16 protein-coding genes are annotated in these 18775 nt (G+C 64.4%); 13 read left to right on the forward strand and 3 right to left on the reverse strand.

Features of this window, described 5'->3' with window-relative positions; all coding sequences use genetic code 11:
- The 4 genes from folE2 to AB2B41_RS05380 all read left to right on the forward strand — a co-directional run bounded on the left by folE2 (nt 1) and on the right by AB2B41_RS05380 (nt 4719).
- Entirely contained in the window at nt 1–1095 is a 1095-nt protein-coding gene (folE2, locus tag AB2B41_RS05365) for a GTP cyclohydrolase FolE2 (protein ID WP_367876720.1), read from the forward strand.
- A 200-nt stretch (nt 1096–1295) separates the two neighbouring features.
- A complete protein-coding gene (locus AB2B41_RS05370) occupies nt 1296–1547 on the forward strand; it encodes a DUF1127 domain-containing protein (protein WP_367876721.1) in 252 nt (83 codons plus the stop codon).
- A gap of 137 nt (nt 1548–1684) precedes the next feature.
- A complete protein-coding gene (locus tag AB2B41_RS05375) occupies nt 1685–3133 on the forward strand; it encodes a TrkH family potassium uptake protein (protein ID WP_367876722.1) in 1449 nt (482 codons plus the stop codon).
- Nucleotides 3133–4719 carry a thiamine pyrophosphate-binding protein gene (locus AB2B41_RS05380; RefSeq protein WP_367876723.1) on the forward strand — a complete coding sequence of 529 codons (1587 nt, stop codon included), beginning with the start codon at nt 3133–3135 and terminating at the stop codon, nt 4717–4719. Before AB2B41_RS05375 ends, AB2B41_RS05380 begins: the two co-directional genes overlap by 1 nt.
- Before the next feature lie 107 nt (nt 4720–4826).
- Here the strand turns inward: AB2B41_RS05380 and AB2B41_RS05385 are convergent, their stop codons facing one another.
- On the reverse strand, nt 4827–6584 hold the full coding sequence (locus AB2B41_RS05385; protein WP_367876724.1) for a serine protease: 1758 nt from the start codon (nt 6582–6584) through the stop codon (nt 4827–4829).
- Between the two features lie 156 nt (nt 6585–6740).
- Between AB2B41_RS05385 and AB2B41_RS05390 the strand changes: the two genes are divergently transcribed.
- The 5 genes from AB2B41_RS05390 to AB2B41_RS05410 all read left to right on the forward strand — a co-directional run bounded on the left by AB2B41_RS05390 (nt 6741) and on the right by AB2B41_RS05410 (nt 14094).
- A complete protein-coding gene (locus AB2B41_RS05390) occupies nt 6741–7679 on the forward strand; it encodes a glycine--tRNA ligase subunit alpha (protein ID WP_367876725.1) in 939 nt (312 codons plus the stop codon).
- A 190-nt stretch (nt 7680–7869) separates the two neighbouring features.
- Complete coding sequence (locus AB2B41_RS05395) at nt 7870–8385, forward strand: DUF6446 family protein (RefSeq protein ID WP_367876726.1); 516 nt, start codon at nt 7870–7872, stop codon at nt 8383–8385.
- Between the two features lie 64 nt (nt 8386–8449).
- A complete protein-coding gene (gene glyS / locus AB2B41_RS05400) occupies nt 8450–10678 on the forward strand; it encodes a glycine--tRNA ligase subunit beta (RefSeq protein ID WP_367876727.1) in 2229 nt (742 codons plus the stop codon).
- Between the two features lie 77 nt (nt 10679–10755).
- A complete protein-coding gene (locus AB2B41_RS05405; protein WP_367876728.1) occupies nt 10756–13338 on the forward strand; it encodes a putative PEP-binding protein in 2583 nt (860 codons plus the stop codon).
- Nucleotides 13339–13452: 114 nt separating this feature from the next.
- Nucleotides 13453–14094 (forward strand): cell wall hydrolase, encoded by a 642-nt coding sequence (locus AB2B41_RS05410; RefSeq protein ID WP_367876729.1) that lies wholly within the window; start codon nt 13453–13455, stop codon nt 14092–14094.
- Here AB2B41_RS05410 and AB2B41_RS05415 read toward each other — a convergent pair.
- Complete coding sequence (locus AB2B41_RS05415) at nt 14067–14198, reverse strand: hypothetical protein (protein ID WP_367876730.1); 132 nt, start codon at nt 14196–14198, stop codon at nt 14067–14069. The genes AB2B41_RS05410 and AB2B41_RS05415 overlap by 28 nt on opposite strands.
- Between AB2B41_RS05415 and AB2B41_RS05420 the strand changes: the two genes are divergently transcribed.
- From AB2B41_RS05420 to glmM, 3 genes are read left to right on the forward strand one after another with little or no spacing between them, the layout of a single operon-like run.
- Nucleotides 14197–15120 carry a dihydroneopterin aldolase gene (locus AB2B41_RS05420; RefSeq protein ID WP_367876731.1) on the forward strand — a complete coding sequence of 308 codons (924 nt, stop codon included), beginning with the start codon at nt 14197–14199 and terminating at the stop codon, nt 15118–15120. The two genes, AB2B41_RS05415 and AB2B41_RS05420, sit on opposite strands and share 2 nt — an antisense overlap.
- Nucleotides 15117–16142, forward strand: a complete 1026-nt coding sequence (gene folP / locus AB2B41_RS05425; RefSeq protein ID WP_367876732.1) for a dihydropteroate synthase — start codon at nt 15117–15119, stop codon at nt 16140–16142. Before AB2B41_RS05420 ends, folP begins: the two co-directional genes overlap by 4 nt.
- Nucleotides 16139–17485 (forward strand): phosphoglucosamine mutase, encoded by a 1347-nt coding sequence (gene glmM / locus AB2B41_RS05430; protein ID WP_367876733.1) that lies wholly within the window; start codon nt 16139–16141, stop codon nt 17483–17485. Before folP ends, glmM begins: the two co-directional genes overlap by 4 nt.
- Here glmM and AB2B41_RS05435 read toward each other — a convergent pair.
- The gene (locus AB2B41_RS05435) at nt 17482–18411 is read right to left on the reverse strand and encodes a DMT family transporter (RefSeq protein WP_367876734.1); all 930 of its coding nucleotides are present in this window, start codon (nt 18409–18411) and stop codon (nt 17482–17484) included. The two genes, glmM and AB2B41_RS05435, sit on opposite strands and share 4 nt — an antisense overlap.
- A 164-nt stretch (nt 18412–18575) precedes the next feature.
- Between AB2B41_RS05435 and AB2B41_RS05440 the strand changes: the two genes are divergently transcribed.
- Entirely contained in the window at nt 18576–18746 is a 171-nt protein-coding gene (locus AB2B41_RS05440) for a hypothetical protein (RefSeq protein ID WP_367876735.1), read from the forward strand.
- Nucleotides 18747–18775: the final 29 nt, after the last annotated feature.

Below are 18775 nucleotides of genomic sequence, written 5' to 3' on the forward strand. Positions count from 1 at the left end.
ATGAATGCGATCACTTCCGTCAAGAAAGCACCGGAGCGTTCCGAGGCCCGAGACGCCCTTGAAACACTCAAGGCCTGGGCCGCAGGGGCGACCGAGGAAGAGATGGACGCGCTGGACCCGGCGGTCGCGCGCCTGCTGTCGACCAGCGAAGCCTACCCGGAATTCAACCGCACCTATCCTGCGGATTTCGCGGTGGGCGACAGCTACAAGCGCACGCTGCCCGACCTGCAGAACGGACCATCAAGCCTGATCCGGGGTGCTAAGAAGCAGATTCAGCATGTGGGCATTTCCAACTTCCGCCTCCCGATCCGCTTTCACACCCGCGACAACGGCGATCTGACGCTCGAGACGTCGATCACCGGCTCCGTCAGCCTTGAAGCGGACAAGAAGGGCATCAACATGTCCCGCATCATGCGCAGCTTTTACAAGCACGCGGAGCGGACCTTCAGCTTCGATGTGATCGAATCCGCGCTGGATGACTACAAGGCGGACCTCGAAAGCATGGATGCGCGCATCCAGATGCGTTTTTCTTTCCCGATGAAGATCGAGAGCCTGCGGTCGGGCCTGTCGGGGTATCAGTATTACGACGTCGCCCTCGAACTGATCGAGAAGGATGGCGTGCGTCAGAAGATCATTCACCTCGACTATGTCTATTCCAGCACCTGCCCATGTTCGCTGGAATTGTCCGAGCACGCCCGCGCCACACGCGGTCAGCTGGCGACGCCGCATTCGCAGCGTTCGGTTGCGCGGATCTCGGCGGTGATCGACCCCGACAGCAAGTGCCTGTGGTTCGAGGACCTGATCGACGTCTGCCGCCGCGCCGTTCCGACGGAAACGCAGGTGATGGTCAAGCGTGAGGACGAACAGGCCTTTGCGGAGCTGAACGCGGCCAATCCGATCTTTGTCGAGGACGCGGCGCGTCTCTTCTGCGAGCAACTTCAGAAGGAGCCGCGCGTGGGTGATTTCCGCGTCATCGCGAGCCACCAGGAAAGCCTGCACAGCCACGATGCGATTTCGATCCTGACCGAGGGGCCGACCTTCGAGATGAACAGCATCGATCCGAAACTGTTCAACACGCTATTCCACGTGGGCTGAGACCCGGGAGAAGACTGAACTGCCAGAGAGGGGCGTTCCACTTCGGAACGCCCTTTTTCCTGTGCTCATCCTGATCGACGGTCTTTGGAGCCCTGCAACAGGGACGGGGCGGCTATGCATATTTGGCTGTACTCATCGCGGGTTGGCGGGCCTACTTCATGCAGCGGGGAGGGGAACCGAAGTACCCAAAGGAGCCAGTCATGGCCTATTTCGACACCACCAGTCCCGCCGGCGTTCTGAGCCGCGAGATCACCGCGACCCGCAACGTCCTTGCCGCCATCGGCGGCGCATTTTCGGGCATCATGGCCCGGATGGCGGAAAACGCCAGCATGAACGCGCGCGTCAGGAAAGTGCATCAGTTGCAAGCCCTGTCGGACGCGGAGCTGGCAAAGATCAAGATCAAGCGCGAGGACATCGTCTTTCACGTTTTTGCGGACATCTACTACCTCTGACCCGCGTCAATCGCTGAACAACGGCCCGGCTTTCCGGCGGTGCGCTGCACCCCGGTCGGGCCGTTTCCATGTCCGGAGGTCACTTGGCCATGCGTGATCGCTTGACACCGCGCGGGGGCCGCGCCAACGCTTCTGGCATGTTGGACCTGCGCCCTGTCGGATATGTGAGCGGCTTGCTGGTGGCCGTACTTGGGGTCGCCATGATCCTGCCGATGCTGGTCGACGTGGCCGAGGGGCGCGGCCACTGGATGGTCTTTGCCGAGGCCAGCCTGATCACGACACTTTCCGGCGGCATGATCGCCTTGGCCTGCGCGAACGGCGTGCGCGAGGGACTGACGATCCAGCAGACCTTCCTTGTGACCTCAGGTGTGTGGCTGCTTTTGCCGGTCTTCGGGGCGATCCCCTTCATGCTGGGCGAGACAAGTTCGGATTTCACCGATGCCTTTTTCGAGGCCATGTCGGGGCTGACCACGACGGGCTCCACCGTCCTTTCGGGCCTCGACACGATGCCCAAGGGCCTGTTGCTGTGGCGGGGCATCCTGCAATGGCTCGGCGGTGTCGGTATCATCGTCGTGGCCATGGTGTTCCTGCCCGAGCTGAAGGTCGGCGGCATGCAGATCTTCAAATCCGAGGGCTTTGATACCTTTGGCAAAATCCTCCCCCGCGCCGGTCAGATCGCCACGCAGATCTCGGTGATCTACCTGTGGCTCACCGTGGCCTGCGCGCTGAGCTATCTCGCTGTCGGCATGGATGTCTTCGACGCCACGGTGCATGCCTTTACCACCATCGCGACGGGCGGGTTCGCCAATTACGACGCGTCTTTCGGGGCCTTCACGGGACCGGCGGAATACGTGGCGGCCTTGTTCATGATCCTCGCCGCGCTGCCCTTCGTCCGCTACGTTCAGCTTCTGAACGGCAACGCCACGGCGCTCCACCGCGACCCGCAGGTGCGCGGGTTTCTCGTGACGGTGCTGGTGATCGTGGGGATCGCCTATCTGTTGCTGTCTTCAAGCTATTCGCGCCCGTGGGAACAGGATTTCCGCGAGGCGCTTTTCAACATCGTCTCCATCGTGACCGGCACCGGCTATGCCTCGGTCGATTACATGCAATGGGGCTCGTTTGCGGTGGCACTCTTCTTTTTCATCGGTCTGATCGGCGGGTGCGCCGGGTCGACCGCCTGTTCGATCAAGATTTTCCGCTACCAGCTTCTCTTTGCCTCGATCCGCTCGCAACTGCGGCGCATCCGCTCGCCCCACGGCATTTTCACGCCGCGCTACGATGGGCGGCCCATCGGGCAGGATGTGCTGTCCTCGGTGATGTCGTTCTTCATGTTCTTCATTGTGACACTGGGTCTGGTGGCGGTCGCGCTGAGCCTGACAGGGCTTGATTTCGTGACCTCCGTCTCGGGCGCTGCTGCGGCGCTGGCCAATATCGGCCCGGGGCTGGGCGAAACCATTGGGCCTGCGGGCAATTTCAGCTCGCTCAACGATACGGCCAAGTGGATCCTCAGCTTTGCCATGCTGCTGGGGCGGCTGGAACTGCTGGCGGTCTACGTCATTCTTACCGTGACATTCTGGAGGGCCTGATGGCTGACACAACCCGCCCGCTCGGGGTGCAGATATCGCATATGCTGAAGGACCGCGGGGTCGATGTGATCTTTGGCATTCCCGGCGTGCATAATCAGGAACTGTATCGGGGGATCGAGGAGGCGGGGATCAGGCACATTCTCGCCCGGCACGAACAGGGCGCGGGCTTCATGGCCGACGGCTATGCCCGGGCGACGGGCAAGCCGGGGGTGGCCTATGTGATCACCGGGCCGGGGCTGACGAATATCATGACGCCGATGGGGCAGGCCTATTCGGACAGCGTGCCGATGTTGGTGTTCTCCTCATGCCTCGATGAGACGGCAGCGCGGCGGGGGCAGTTGCACCAGATGAAGGACCAGCGGGCGGCGGCCGAGACTGTTTGTGACTGGTCCGAGGAGGCGCAGACGCCGGAGGCGGCCTATGCGCTGATCGACCGGGCGTTGGCGGAGTTCAAGATGAACCGGCCCCGGCCCAAACATATCCAGGTGCCGATTTCGGTCCTTGAGGCCGATGCGCCGTCGCCGCCACCGCGCGTGGCGGTCTGGCAGGATCAAGCGTTTCGGGTGCCACCGGGTGTGATCGAGCAGATTGCGCAGGCCAAGCGCCCGCTTTTTGTGCTCGGCGGCGGCGCAGTGGGCTGCGGCTATCAGGTGAGGGATGTGCTGAAGCTTCTGGGTGCCGCCAGCTTCGAGACATATGCGGGGCGCGGGGTTGCGGGGCCGGGGGCACTGAACTTTGGCTCCTACCTCGCGCGGCCCGGTTCAGCTGAGGTGATCGGCGCGGCGGATTGTATCGTTCTGATCGGGACAGAAGTCGCGGAAACTGACATCTGGCGCAACCGGCTTGGCGTGAGCGGCTACTGCGTGCAGGTGGACCTCGACCCCGCAAGCCGGAGTGCCGAGGCGGATGTACATCTGATCTGCCGTGCGGAGGTGTTTCTCGACGCGCTGAGTGAGGCGCTTGAGGGACATAGGTCGGATTCCGTCTGGGACCCTGCAGAGGTCCGCGCGACGAGGAAAAGGTGGCGTACCGAGGTGGATGCGGACTATCCCGGTGTTCTGCGGGTCGTCGATGCGCTGCGCAAATGCGTGCCGAATGGGACCACGGTCTATTCCGACATGACCCAGTTCGCCTATGCGGCCAAGGAAGTCTGGCCAATGACCCATTCAGGCTCATGGCACCATCCTTACGGTTTCGGCACGCTGGGTTATGCGCTGCCTGCAGCCATTGGCGGGACGGTCGCGGTGCCACGTAAGTTCAGTTTCCCAACGATGGCGATCATTGGCGATTACGGCTTTCACTACACCATGGCCGAGCTTGGCGTGGCCGTGGAGTTGAAACTGCCGATACCAATCATCCTGTGGGACAACGGCAAGCTGGGGGCCATCGAGGCGAGCATGGTTGGGGCACAGATTGCGCCCAATGCGGTCGTGGCGCGGAACCCGGATTTCGTGAAACTGGCCGAGGCCTTTGGCGCGGCTTCGGTGAAGCCGGGGACACTGGAAGAGATGCAGGCGGCAGTGCAGCAGGCTTTCTCGGCGTTTGGGCCAACGCTCGTTCATGTGACGCCTGACGTCCTGGGGTGAGGGCGCATTCCGTGAGAGGTTGTGCGGTGGTGCGCATTCGGCGGGCCGGGCCGCGTTTTCTTTGAAAGAAAAAGGACGGAAACTTTCAAAGGTTCCGATCCCTCAGGTTACTCCCAGCAGCTGACCAGAACGGTCATGTCCTGCGCGGCAATCCGCAAGTCACGCGGAGCGGCAGTCCCTGTGCGATCAGAGGCGGCGAGTGCCACGCCCGCGCGGCTCGCCACCTCGGCGATGGAGGCTCCGTCCAACGCAAAGGCCACGTTTTCCGGCAGCGAACGGTCCCCTTCGGACCGGGGCAGCAACATGCCGACGACGTTGCCGCTGACGTCGAAGACCGGGCCGCCCGCATCGCCGGGCTGCGCCTTGAGTTCAAGGCGGTTGAGGTTTTCCTCGCCCTGCAGGCCGCGCAGATCGGCCAGCTTGCCGAAAGTGAGGGTCGCTGCACTCAGCACGCCTTCGTAGGAATACCCCGCAACGGAGACCTCCGATTGCAGGCGCGGCGGGTCGAGATCGAAGGCCGCCACGGCCAGTGGTGCCAGCGGCGCGCGGGGCTTGAGAATGGCAACGCCGTTCGCCGGATCATTGGCCAGCACATCGGCCTCTGTATCCCCGTCCAGGGTCAGCCGGCCGCAGGCGGCGACCGCCTCTGCGGTGGTGGCGACCGCGCCGGTTCCGTCGATGTAGAAGCCCGAGCGCGACAGCTTGGGCTGGCGCACCTGCAGGCCCGAGACGAGGTCGACGGCCTGTTCGCCATCACTGCCCGCCCCGGGGTCAAGGGTGCCGGGCAGGCGGGCAAAGCTCTTGGTCATCTCGTCCACCACGCGGCGGCGGCGTTCTTCGTCACCGGCGGGCCAGACAAGGGTGAAGCCCTTGATCGCGCCTTCCTGCAGGGACACCTGTGTCTCGCTCACGATGCGGGCGTTCTGGCCCACCAGTTCGAAGGAAGTGCTGTTGCGCTGGCGCGGACCGTCGAGAGGGACGATTTCCAGCGTCTGCATGATTTCGTAAAGGCCGAATAGCGTATCCTGCGTGCCCTCTTGCGAGATCAGGATCACCCGCGCGCCGATGTCCCCGGTGCTCTCGTAATGGGCAAAGGGGGCCTCGTAGCGGGCAAAGCCCACCTCGGCGGTGGGCATCATCATCTCGATACCTGCCTTGTCATCCCGCACCATCCGCAGGCCGAGACCGTCAAGCACGGCGTTGTATTGCCCGATCAGCGCCGCGCGCTGGAGGGTCGTGAGAACACCGGTCGGTTCATAATTGTTGGCCTCCTGCCAGGCGGCCATGGAGGTGCGGGTGCCGCGCCCGAAGGCTCCGTCGATGGCGGCGTTGTAAAAGCCTGCCCATTGCAGCGCGACCTGAAGCGCCTTGCGTTCGTCCGCGTTGAGCGCGCTTTCGCTGCGCCGCGCCTCCGTCACGGTCTCATCGCTCGGTGTGATCACCGGCTCTTCGACGGGTTCGGCAGGGGCGGCAGCGGTATCGACGCTGCCCGGCGCTTCCAGCACGCCTCGGTTCAGCACGTTGGCACCGACCGGCCAGAACTGCTGTCCGAAGGCCTGCGAGAGCTGGATGAAACTGTCTCCCGGAACGATCCTGTCGCCGACGTAGCTGCGCAGCACCTGTTCGGCATCGCCGCGCCGGTAGGGGCCCACCGCGATCCCGTACCAGCCGCCGCCAAGGGCAAATCCGTTCACGTCCTCCAGACGCGCCGCGTAGACCCGTGCCCGGTCGAGCGCCTGTGACAGGCTCGGCTGCGCCTCGATCTGGACCCAGACCACGTCGTCGGAAGACTGCGCCCGCGCCATGCCGGCAGAACTCGAGACGGCCAGGAAAAAGGCCAGGAGGAACGATGCGGCTCGCGTCATGGTAGAAAAAATCTCGCGTGATTCAATGGTGCGCGAAGATAAGCAGGAATTCACCGCAAAGGCCATGGGATCACGGCTGATTTTGTCCCTGTGTCGCAATTGACGCTGCCGGGTGTGGACCGTAGGTAGAGGCCGCATCACAAAGAGGCTTTGCCCATGTCCGAGACCCTTGCAAAACCCCGGTCTTTCCAGTCGATCATCCTTGCGCTGCAGAACTACTGGGCGGCGCAGGGCTGCGCGGTGCTGCAGCCCTATGACATGGAGGTGGGCGCAGGCACATTCCACCCCGCCACGACACTGCGGTCGCTCGGCACGCAGCCCTGGGCGGCGGCCTATGTGCAGCCCTCGCGCCGCCCCACGGACGGGCGCTATGGCGAGAACCCGAACCGCCTGCAGCATTATTACCAGTACCAGGTGCTGATCAAACCAAGCCCGCCCGATCTGCAGGAGCTTTATCTTGGCTCGCTTGCCGCCATCGGTATCGACATGGACTTGCACGACATTCGTTTTGTCGAGGACGATTGGGAAAGCCCGACGCTGGGTGCCTGGGGCCTTGGCTGGGAGGTCTGGTGCGACGGTATGGAGGTGAGCCAGTTCACCTATTTCCAGCAGGTGGGCGGGCATGATTGCCATCCCGTGTCAGGTGAGCTGACCTACGGGCTTGAACGTCTGGCGATGTATGTTCTCGGCGTCGATCACGTGATGGACATGCCTTTCAATGATCCGGGTAGTCCCATCGAGCTGACCTACGGCGACGTCTTCAAGCAGACCGAAGAGGAATACGCGCGCTGGAACTTCGATATGGCGGACACCGAGGTGCTCTTGCGGCAATTCGAGGAGGCGGAGGCGCATTGCAAGGCGATCCTCGACCAGCCCGCGACGGACCCGAAGACCGGCAAGCGGATCGTCATGGCGCATCCCGCCTATGACCAGTGCATCAAGGCCAGCCACATGTTCAACCTGCTGGACGCGCGGGGCGTGATCTCGGTGACCGAGCGGCAGGCCTACATCGGGCGCGTGCGCACGCTGGCCAAGATGTGCGCCGATGCCTTCGTTCAGACCCGCGCGGGCGGCTGGCGGGAGGATGCTGCGTGAGCGTCGAGGCTCCTGATTGGAAGATGTGCCAGGAGCGTAGGTTGTGCCGGAGTTGTATGGGAAAGATGAAGCCTGGACGGCGTGGTTCGGCTCGCCCGATTGGCGCTGAACTTGCTGGGTTTTTGGAAAGACCCGATTGGAGAGGCCCTTTCTCCGGTGCAGACGTGCCGGGGTGCGCGGAGGTGTCGAGGTGAGTGGGAAAATCATAGGGATAGTGATCTTGTTGTCGGCAGCCATCGCGGGCGGGGCGCTTTATTACCTGCAGATCTACGGCTTTTACGAGGCCGTTCACGAAGAAGATGTGCAGCTTGTGTCCCTCGCCACGGAGGAGCCGGAGACCATCGTCTTTGATAATTTCGAAGCGATTGACGCCGAAAGCTCCCCCATCCGCTACCGCGCCTGTTTCACCACGCCGCAGAGCCTTGCGTTCTTTACCGAGACCTACGTGATGGTCGAGGATATGACCCCACGCAACGCTCCGGGCTGGTTCGGCTGTTTCGACGCTGCCGCCATCGCGGCTGAGCTTGAGGCAGGCACTGCACTGACCTTCCTTGGCGGGAAGAACGTGGCCTACGGGGTCGACCGGATCGTCGCGATCACCGAAGACGGTCGTGGCTATGCCTGGCACGAGTTGAACGATTGCGGCGAGAAAGCCTATGACGGCACGGTCGTGGGCGAGGAATGCCCGCCGCTGCCCACCGATTGATCTGGACCCTTTCAGAGCTTGCCGCTATCCCCCCTGAAAACCCCATCCCACCCGAGGACATCCCGTGCCTGACCTGCTGATCGAACTCTTTTCCGAGGAAATTCCCGCGCGCATGCAAATGCGGGCGGCAGAAGACCTGCAGAAGATGGTGACCAATGGTCTGGTCGAGGCGGGGCTGACCTATGCCTCGGCAGCAGCCTTTTCCACGCCGAGGCGGCTGGCGCTGACGGTGGAGGGGATGCTGGCGGAAAGCCCGGCGCTGGTGGAAGAGCGCAAGGGCCCGCGCGCGGATGCCCCGGAGAAGGCCATCGAAGGTTTCTTGCGCGGGGCAGGCGTAAGCCGCGATCAGTTAGAAGAACGCGATACGCCCAAGGGCAAGGTGCTGTTTGCGACGATCCGCAAGCCCGGGCGTCCGGCGGCCGAGATCGTGGCCGAAGTGCTGGAACAGACCGTGCGGAATTTCCCCTGGCCCAAGTCGATGCGCTGGGGGACGGGCAGCCTGAAATGGGTGCGGCCGCTGCATTCGATCATCTGCCTGATCGTGCGGGAGGATGGTGCCGAGGTGGTGCCGCTGGAGATCGACGGGATCGAGGCGGGCGATGTGACGCGCGGCCACCGGTTCCTTGCGCCCGGTGCCTTTACCGTCAGCAGCTTCGACGACTACGAGGCCAAGCTGAAGCGCGCGCATGTGATGCTGCGCGCCGATGAGCGGGCCGAGACGATCTGGCACGACGCCACCAACCTTGCCTTCGCGGGCGGGCTCGAGGTGGTCGAGGACCACGGGTTGCTGGCCGAGGTCGCGGGGCTGGTGGAATGGCCGGTGACGCTGATGGGGCCGATTGGCGAGGAGTTCCTGGGCCTTCCGCCCGAGGTCCTGCAGACCTCGATGAAAGAGCATCAGAAGTTCTTTTCGGTGAAAAACCCCAAGACGGGGCGGATCGAACGCTTCATCACCGTGGCCAACCGTACCACGGCGGACGAAGGGGCGACGATCCTTGCGGGCAACGAAAAGGTGCTCTCGGCCCGGCTGTCGGATGCGAAATTCTTCTGGGAAAACGACCTGCGCGTCGCGCGTTCTGCGGCGGGCATGCGTGCCTGGGTCAAGGCACTGGAGAACGTGACCTTCCACAACAAGCTGGGCACGCAGGCCGAACTGATCGAGCGCATGGCGCATCTTGCGCGGGAGCTGGCACCGATGGTGGGGGCCGACCCTGAGCTCGCGGAGCAGGCGGCGCGGGTGGCCAAGGCCGATCTGTCCTCGGAGATGGTTTATGAGTTCCCGGAATTGCAGGGGCTGATGGGGCGCTACTATGCCGAAGCGGCCGGGCTGCCTGCCGAAGTCGCGGCGGCCTGCGAAGAGCATTACGCGCCGCTGGGCCCTTCCGACGATGTGCCGACAGCACCGGTGTCGGTGTCGGTGGCGCTGGCCGAGAAGATCGACAAGCTGACCGGCTTCTGGGCGATTGACGAGAAGCCGACGGGGTCGAAGGACCCATATGCGCTGAGAAGGGCGGCTCTGGGGGTGATCCGGATCGTGGTCGAGAACGATCTCAGCGTTCCGCTTGACCGGTTCCACGGCGCGCAACTTGTTCGCAACAAGGGGCAGGCGCACGATGACATTCACGATGAACTCGTCTCCGATCTGGTGTCCGAAATCGCGCGGCACGGGGTCTTTGGCGCGGCCTTGCGGGCGATCAAGGAGCGGGCGGATCACGTATTGCATGCCGAAACAGTGGAAAAGCTGGAAGTACAGGTGCCGCACAAGTCCGGCGATCTGCTCTCTTTCCTGCACGACCGTCTCAAGGTCTATCTGCGTGACCAGGGCGTGCGGCACGACGTCATCGATGCCTGCATCGAGATGCCGGGCAAGGATGACCTCACGCTTCTGGTGAAACGCGCCAAGGCGCTCTCCGAGACGTTGAACACCGACGACGGTGAGAACCTCATCCAGGGGTTCAAGCGGGCCAACAACATCCTGACACAGGCCGAAGAGGCGGACGGGGTCGAATATTCCTTTGGCGCGGATGTGAAGTTTGCCGAAACCGACGAAGAGAGGGCCTTGTTCAAGGCGCTCGATGAGGCAGAGGCCGTTATTTCCCCCGCCATGGAGCGTCAGGATTTCACCACCGCGATGTCCGCGATGGCGGCGCTGCGGGGGCCGATCGATGCCTTCTTTGAAGCGGTGCAGGTCAATGCAGAGAACGGCACGGTGCGCCGCAACCGGCTGAACCTGCTGAGCCGGATCCGGGCGATCTGTACCTCGGTCGCCGATCTGACGCGGATCGACGGATAGGCCCTGTGCCGGTCTTTGGCGCCGGGACTGTCCGAACTGGTTGACACTGTCCCCTTGACAGGCCCCGATTAACCCCCATGCTGCACCCGAAACCCAAAGGTGCTGCGGTGCAGAATAACCCCCACACGACGCTGGTGACCCCCACAGCGCCGATCGCGAACGAAACCCACGGCGGGCGGGCCAAGTGCCTGCAGCGTCTCGTGCGGCTGGACCTGCCGGTGCCGCGCACCGTGGCCATCTCCTTTGACGCCGTGAAGCGGATCGCGCAGGGGAACATGCCCGATATCGCCGCGGTGGTTGCCGAGATACCGCAGGATGCGCTGATGTGCGTGCGCCCCTCCAGCCAGGATCCCGATTGGGGTGGGCCGGGGGCGGTGCTGAACATCGGCATCAACAACGAGAAGTTCGAGAAATTCTGCGACACCATCGGTGAGGAAGCCGCCGCGACGCTCTACATGCGGTTCGTGCAATCCTATGCGGTCAATATCGCGCGGCTCGATCCCGACATGTTCGACGAGGTGTCGGGCGACGCGCGGTCGGCACTGGCCCAGTCGCTCCACGCCTACGAGGTCGAGACGGAGGAGCAGTTTCCGCAGGACCCCGGCGTTCAATTGACCGCGGTGTTGCGGTCCATGGCGCGGGCATGGGACGGTACTTCGGCGCGGCTCTTGCGGCAGGCCAAGGGGGCGCCCAAGGATGCGGGCCTCGGCCTTGTCGTGCAGCAGATGGCGCTGGGGGTTGGCAAGGGGCAGTGCGGTTCGGGCGTGCTGCAGCTGGTCGACAGCGAAACCGGGCTTCCGCAGATCACCGGGCGTTACCTGAGCCAAAGCCAAGGACGCGATGCGCTCGAAGGTGATGCGGCGGCCTTGTACCTGACCAAGGATCCGCGCGGCCCGTCGCTCGAGGAACTGGCGCCGGAGGCTTTTGCGGAATTGGTGGAGCATGCCAAGCTGATGCGCCGCAAGTTGCGCGCGGAGATGCAGGTGGAATTCGTCATCGAGGACGGCAAGCTGCACATCCTCGACGGAGTGCGCGTGGCGCGATCCTCGCGCGCGGCGGTGCGGATCGCCGTGGCGCTGGCGGACGAGGGGATCATCCCGCGCGAAGAAGCGTTGATGCGCGTCCAGCCGCGCACGCTGACGGAGCTTCTGCACCGGCAGGTGGACCCAAAGGCCAAGCGGGACGTGATCGGGAAGGGCATTGCCGCCAGCCCCGGTGCGGCGACCGGCAGAATCGTCTTTTCCGCGACGGACGCGCAGGCCAGCGCGTCACGTGGCGAAAACTGCATCCTGATCCGGCGCGAGACCAGCCCGGAGGATATCCGGGGCATGCATGCCGCCGTGGCCGTCCTGACCGAGCGGGGCGGGATCACCAGCCATGCCGCCGTGATCGGGCGCGGCATGGGCTTGCCCTGCGTGGTCGGCGCGTCGAACATGAAATTCAACCTGCGGCGCAAGCAGCTTGTGGCGCGCGACGGGCGGGTGCTGAACGAGGGCGATGAGATCACCGTCGACGGATCGAGCGGCGAGGTCATCGCTGGGTCGGTCGCCATGCGCGAGGCGGCGCTCGATGACAACTTTACGCGGTTGATGGCCTGGGCCGAGGATGCCGCCGACATCGGCATACGCGCCAACGCCGACACCCCCGCCGATGCGCAGACCGCACGCAATTTTGACGCGCACGGGATCGGCCTCTGCCGGACCGAGCACATGTTTTTCGATCCGGGCCGCCTGACAGTGATGCGCGAGATGATCTTTGCCGAAAGCAGCGAGGACCGTCGCGCGGTGCTGGAGCGGTTGTTGCCCATGCAGCGCGAGGATTTCATACAGCTGTTCCGCATCATGCAGGGTCAGCCGGTCTGCATTCGCCTCTTCGATCCGCCGCTGCATGAGTTCCTGCCCATGGACAAGGCGGGCCAGCGCGAGCTGGCCGATGCGCTTGACCTGCCATTGTCGCAAGTGACGCGCCGGATTGAGGCGATGAGCGAATACAACCCCATGCTGGGCCTGCGCGGCGTGCGTCTGGGTGTCACGGTGCCCGAGATCTACGAGATGCAGGCCCGCGCGATCTTCGAGGCGACCATCGAGGCCAGCCGCGACGGCGATCCGGTGGTGCCCGAGATCATGATCCCGCTGGTGTCTGCCAAGCGTGAGGTGGAACTGGTCAAGACCTCCATCGACGCCGTGGCAGCGGCGGTGCGTAACGAGAAGGACGCGATCTTTACCTACCGCCTTGGCGTCATGGTCGAGACCCCGCGCGCGGCGCTGCGCGCGGCCGAGATTGCGCCGAACTGCGCCTTTCTCAGCTTCGGCACCAATGACCTCACGCAGATGACCTATGGGCTTTCCCGCGACGACGCGGGGCGGTTCATGTCCGATTACGTGCAGCAGGGGGTGTTCGCCGAGGATCCGTTTCACGTTCTCGATACCGACGGTGTGGGCGAGCTTCTCAAGCTCGGTGCCGCGCGCGGGCGCAAGGCGCAGCCGGGCATCACGCTGTCGATCTGCGGCGAGCACGGGGGCAATCCCGAATCGATTGCATTTTGCCGCGATGCGGGTTTTGACTATGTCTCGTGTTCGCCGTTTCGCGTTCCGGTAGCAAGGCTTGCCGCGGCGCAGTTGGCAATAGGCCACAAGATCGGGTACGTGGAACCCAAATAAGCGCTACAACTCGTAGCGATTGGCGGGTTTTTGCGTAACGCTTTTCCCAAGGGTTTACCCTGTGGGCAATCTTGGTTAGGCGCAGACGAATTGAAATTACCGACGAGTCTGCCAATGTCCGTCCTTCGCCGTTCGATTATCGCCCTGCTTGTGGGCGCGCTCAGCGCCGTTCCGCTTGCCGTTTCCGCCTCCTCCGAGAAGGCGGAAAACCTCGCACGTATCGAGACACAGGGGCTGAAATCGGCCGGCAACAAGCGCCTGAAAGAGCTGGTGGCCCAGCCCGCCGGCCCCAGGGGCGATGTGCAGTTCTCGCGATCCTGGATCGATTCCCAGCCCAAGGCATCAGGTTCCGAGCAGTGGCGCTGTCTCGCTGAAGCGCTCTACTTTGAAGCGCGCGGCGAGACAGTGAAGGGCCAGTTCGCCGTGGCCGAGGTGATCCTGAACCGAGTGAAGAGCCAGCGTTTCCCGGGCTCCGTCTGCGGCGTGATCAACCAGGGGACGGGCAAGAAGTACCAGTGCCAGTTCACCTACACCTGTGACGGCCATGCCGAGGTGATCGCCGAACCAGCGGCTTTTGCGCGTGTCGGCAAGGTGGCGCGCTACATGCTGGATGGCAAGGTGCCCTCGCTCACCGACGGGGCCACCCATTACCACACCACTGCCGTGCGTCCGCGATGGTCCAAGGTCTACACCCGCACCGCCAAGATCGGTGTGCATCTTTTCTACCGTCACACCTGGCGCACCGCGTCGAACTGACGGGCCTGCCGGTTTCGGGCGCTGGCCTGCCGGAAACCGGGCTGATAGGGTGCCGTACGGCGGGTTAGACCGCCGTGACACGACCAGCGGAAGGCCAGTTTCATGTCCAACGAAGTCCGTCTTGCCTTTGCGCACCCGTCCGAGCGCGCCGAGGCGATGGCAAGCAGTGAACCGCTGGACCGGATTTCCCTGCGCGATCACATCGTCGAGGTGGAAATTGGCGCGTTCCAGGCCGAGCGGGGCGTGACCCAGCGGGTCTGTTTCAACGTGGTGGTAGAGGTGCGCCCGTTGAGCGGCCCCATCGACGACGACGTGGACCGCATCCTGAGCTACGACAAGGTGACAGAGGCCATCGCGACCGAGCTTGGCGTCGAGCGGCTGGCGCTGCTGGAGACGCTGGCGGAGCGGGTGGCCGACCGTATCCTGCTGGAACCGCAGGCGGTCCGCGCCTTTGTCCGGATCGAGAAACTGGACCGGGGGCCGGGGGCGTTGGGTGTCGAGATCGTGCGGGCGCGCGAGGGCGCGCCCCCGCCTGAGCTGATGCGCAAGGATGCGCCACATCCGCAGCTTGTCTTTCTCAGCAACGCCGCCATCGCCTCGCCCCATCTGACGTCCTGGCTGGACCAGCTGGAGGCCACCGGGCAGCCCTTGATCATTTGCGTCGGCGCGGCGGATGTGCCTGCCCCGCAGGTGCCGCACCGGATGGCGCAGCGGCGGATCGACCTCCTGGCGATCGAGCAGAACGCCTGGGTGCTTGCCGCGCGGGATGACCGCTGCGTCGTGGTGGAGACGCGCACCGAACTCGACTGGGCGATGAAGAACGGGCAGACCTGCGTCTGGGCCCCGTCCAAGATCGTTCTGGACAGCGTTGATACCCCTTCGGCCCAGCCGCGCGACGCCGTGGCGCTGGCGGCGTGGTTCGCGGCGACCTTCGACGCCCAAGAGCTTCTGGTCATCGGCGCGGCGCTGCCGCAGGGCGCATCGGTGCCCCTCAGGGCCATGCCAGCAGAACAGGCGGTGCTGTGAGCACGACGCGCGACTACTTCCGTCCGGTGGTGCAGGTGGGACCGGGCAAGCCCGCCGGTGCCGCGCAGCTTGCCGGCGGGTGGGGCTGGTTCACACAGCTTGAAGTGCTGGCGCGGGGACGTCTGCCCCGCGTCATCCCTCTGACCGACGCACCGGGCCAGGTGATCGACGCGCTGGCAGAGCCGCGCGCGGATATCGCGGGGCTCAGCTTTGACCTGCCACGGGTGATGGGCATTCTGAACGTGACACCCGACAGTTTCTCGGACGGCGGCGTGCATGCCGCCGCAGATGACGCCATTGCGGCGGGGCAGGCGATGGAGACGGCGGGGGCCGATCTGCTGGATATCGGGGGCGAATCCACGCGGCCCGGCGCGGAAGAGGTGAGCATCGACGAAGAATGCCGTCGTACCGTACCGGTGATCCGTGGCCTGCGTGAGGCCGGGGTGGCGACAGCGATCTCCATCGACACGCGCAAGGCGGCCGTGGCCGAAGTTGCCGTGGACGCGGGCGCCGGGCTGATCAACGATGTGTCGGGCTTCACCTTCGATGCAGCGCTCGCGCCGCTGGCCGCGCGTGCCGATCTGCCGGTCTGTGTCATGCATGCGCTCGGCGATCCGGCGACGATGCAGAACGATCCGCGCTACGATGACGTGCTGCTGGATGTTTACGATTTCCTCGAAGCACAGATCGCCACGCTGGAGCGGGCGGGCATCCCGCGCGCGCGCATTGTCGCGGACCCCGGCATCGGCTTTGGCAAGACGCTGGAGCATAACCTGACGCTACTCGCACGCCTCAGCCTTTTTCACAGTCTCGGCGTCCCGATCCTGCTGGGGGCATCGCGCAAGCGGTTCATCGGCACCATCGGCAAGGCGCCGGAGGCAAGAACCCGCGCACCGGGGAGTTTAGGGGTCGCGATGGCGGCTCTTTCCCATGGTATTCAGATTTTACGGGTGCATGATGTCCCGGAAACAATCCAGGGCATCGCACTGTGGCGCGCGGCCATGACGGGAAGACAGGTATGAAGAAACTATTCGGCACGGACGGTGTCCGCGGCACCGCCAACGTCCACCCCATGACACCTGAAATGGCGCTGCGCATCGGTGCCGCCGTGGGCCGCCAGTTCCGCCGCGATCACAGTTCGGTGCACCGGGTGGTGATCGGCAAGGACACGCGGCTGTCGGGCTACATGTTCGAGAATGCGCTGACGGCGGGGCTGACCAGCACGGGCATGAACGTGCTGTTGCTGGGCCCGGTGCCGACGCCTGCGGTGGGGCTGCTGACGCGGTCGATGCGCGCCGATCTGGGCGTGATGATCTCGGCCAGCCACAATCCTGCGCAGGACAACGGGATCAAGTTCTTCGGGCCCGACGGGTTCAAGCTGTCCGACAGCGTCGAGGCCGAGATCGAAGCGCTGATCGAAAGCGGGGTGGAACCTGCCGAGGCCAACGAGATCGGCCGCGCCAAGCGGATCGACGACGGGCGCTATCGTTATATCGAACGGGTGAAATCGTCGTTCCCGCGCCGGATGCGGCTTGATGGGCTGAAGGTGGTGATCGACTGCGCCAATGGTGCGGCGCATCGCGTGGCCCCCGAAACGCTGTGGGAACTGGGGGCGACGGTGATCCCGCTGGGCGTGTCGCCCAATGGTCTCAACATCAACGATGGCTGCGGGTCGACCCAACCGCAGGCGGCGGCGGAGATGGTCGTGGCCCATGGCGCGGATGTCGGTATCTGCCTCGATGGTGACGCGGACCGGGTGATCCTGATCGACGAACGGGGCAAGGTCGGCGACGGCGATCAGTTCATGGCCATGATGGCCGCCCGCTGGGCAGAGGAAGGGCGGCTGAAGGGCAATGCGCTGGTCACCACGGTGATGAGCAACCTCGGGCTTGAGCATTTCCTGAAGGCACGCGGCGTCCGGCTTGAACGCACGGCTGTCGGCGACCGCTACGTGGTCGAGCGGATGCGCGAGGGGGATTTCAATCTCGGCGGTGAGCAGTCGGGCCATATCGTGATGACCGATTACGCAACCACGGGCGACGGCCTGATGGCGGGGCTGCAGTTTCTCGCCGAAATGGTGCGGTCGGGCAAGCCCGCCTCCGAGCTGCTGCACCAGTTCGACCCGGTGCCGCAATTGCTGAAGAACGTGCGGTTCGAAACCGGCCAGACGCCCCTGGAAGCGGCGGTTGTGAAAGAGGCGATCACGCAGGCCGAGGCGGAGCTGTCAGACGGCGGTCGGCTGTTGATCCGCAAGTCGGGGACCGAGCCGCTGGTGCGGGTAATGGCCGAACACGAGGACGCGGCTCTCATGCAGCGCGCGGTGGATACCGTCGTCGCGGCGGTCGAGAACGCGGTCGGGGGCTAGCCGCCCTTCGCCGCGCGGAAAAGCCGCCGCAGGGCGGCGTACTGGCTGATCCCGAGACCTGCAAGGATCAGCGCCATCGCGTAGAGCAGTGAGGGGGGCAACGGCTCGCCCAGGATCACCGCCCCGAGCACGACAGACCAGACGGGTACCTGGTAGTTGACCAGCGACATAAAGACCGGCCCCGCGCTGCGGACCACGAGCACGCGCAGGAAATTCGCCATTGCCGTGGGGATGAGCCCCAGCAGGATCAGGATGATCAGGATATCCGGGGCGGGCATGGGGGGTGGCCCCTCGACCACCCAGGCGGTAGGTATGATCAGGCAGGAGCCGATGACCAGCAGCACCGTGGCAAGGCCGATGGGGTCGATCGCGGGCAGGCGGCGCATCAGTACAGACGACGTGGCGTAGCAGCCCGCCGCGGCGATACAGGCAAACCGGCCTGCGGTTTCCAGCGCCTGGCCCGTCGTGTCGAAGGCCTGGCCGCCGATCAGGACCGCAACGCCGACAAAGCCGATCGCAAAGCCGGACAGCCTGCGCAGGGTGATCCGCTCTCCGGGGACGAAGACGTGTGCAAGCGGCAGGACGATCAGCGCGGTCGAGGCCATGGAGACACCGGCGAACCCGGATGTCACGTATTGCTGACCCCAGGCGAGGAAGGTGAAGGGGATGGCCCCGCTGAGACCGCCTATGGCGATCAGCGCCGCGATCTTGCCCGGGGAAGGGGGCGTCTCGAACAGGGAAAATCCCCGGAACGCCCAGATCACGACCATGACAATGGCTGCAAAACCGACCCGCGCGGCAGCCAGCCAGAAGGGGGTGATACCGGTGAGCGCGATTTCGGTGACAAGGAATGTCCCGCCCCAGACGAAGGCCAGCGTGGCAATCATCAGCCAGCTTTTGTACGTGATCTGAGGGGCTTGGGTCATCGTCGCTCCGTTTGCCGCAGGAGGTAGGCCGAGGGCCGGGTCAGGTCAATCGGGCAAGACTTCGTCCTGCGTCGAACCATGCAAATCCCTGCGACAATTTGGGGCGGAACGTGTTGGACCACCTCGCGTTGTTTCCCCAAGACGAACACGAAAGGAGACCTGAAATGGACTGGACCTCACTGGTTGGTGCGATGTTCTTCGTCACGCTTTTGCTGGCGGTGATCTTCGGCCTTGTCATCAAGCGGAAGACGGAAAACCGCCTGCATGATCAGAATGCAGAGAAATCCACACTGGCGGCGGACAAGTCGGCCCACGGCAAGCCTGCCGACGTGTAAAAGGTAAAGGCCCGGGAGGTGATCCCGGG

It is taken from the genome of Sulfitobacter sediminis (assembly GCF_040811725.1).
GTDB lineage: Bacteria > Pseudomonadota > Alphaproteobacteria > Rhodobacterales > Rhodobacteraceae > Sulfitobacter > Sulfitobacter sediminis.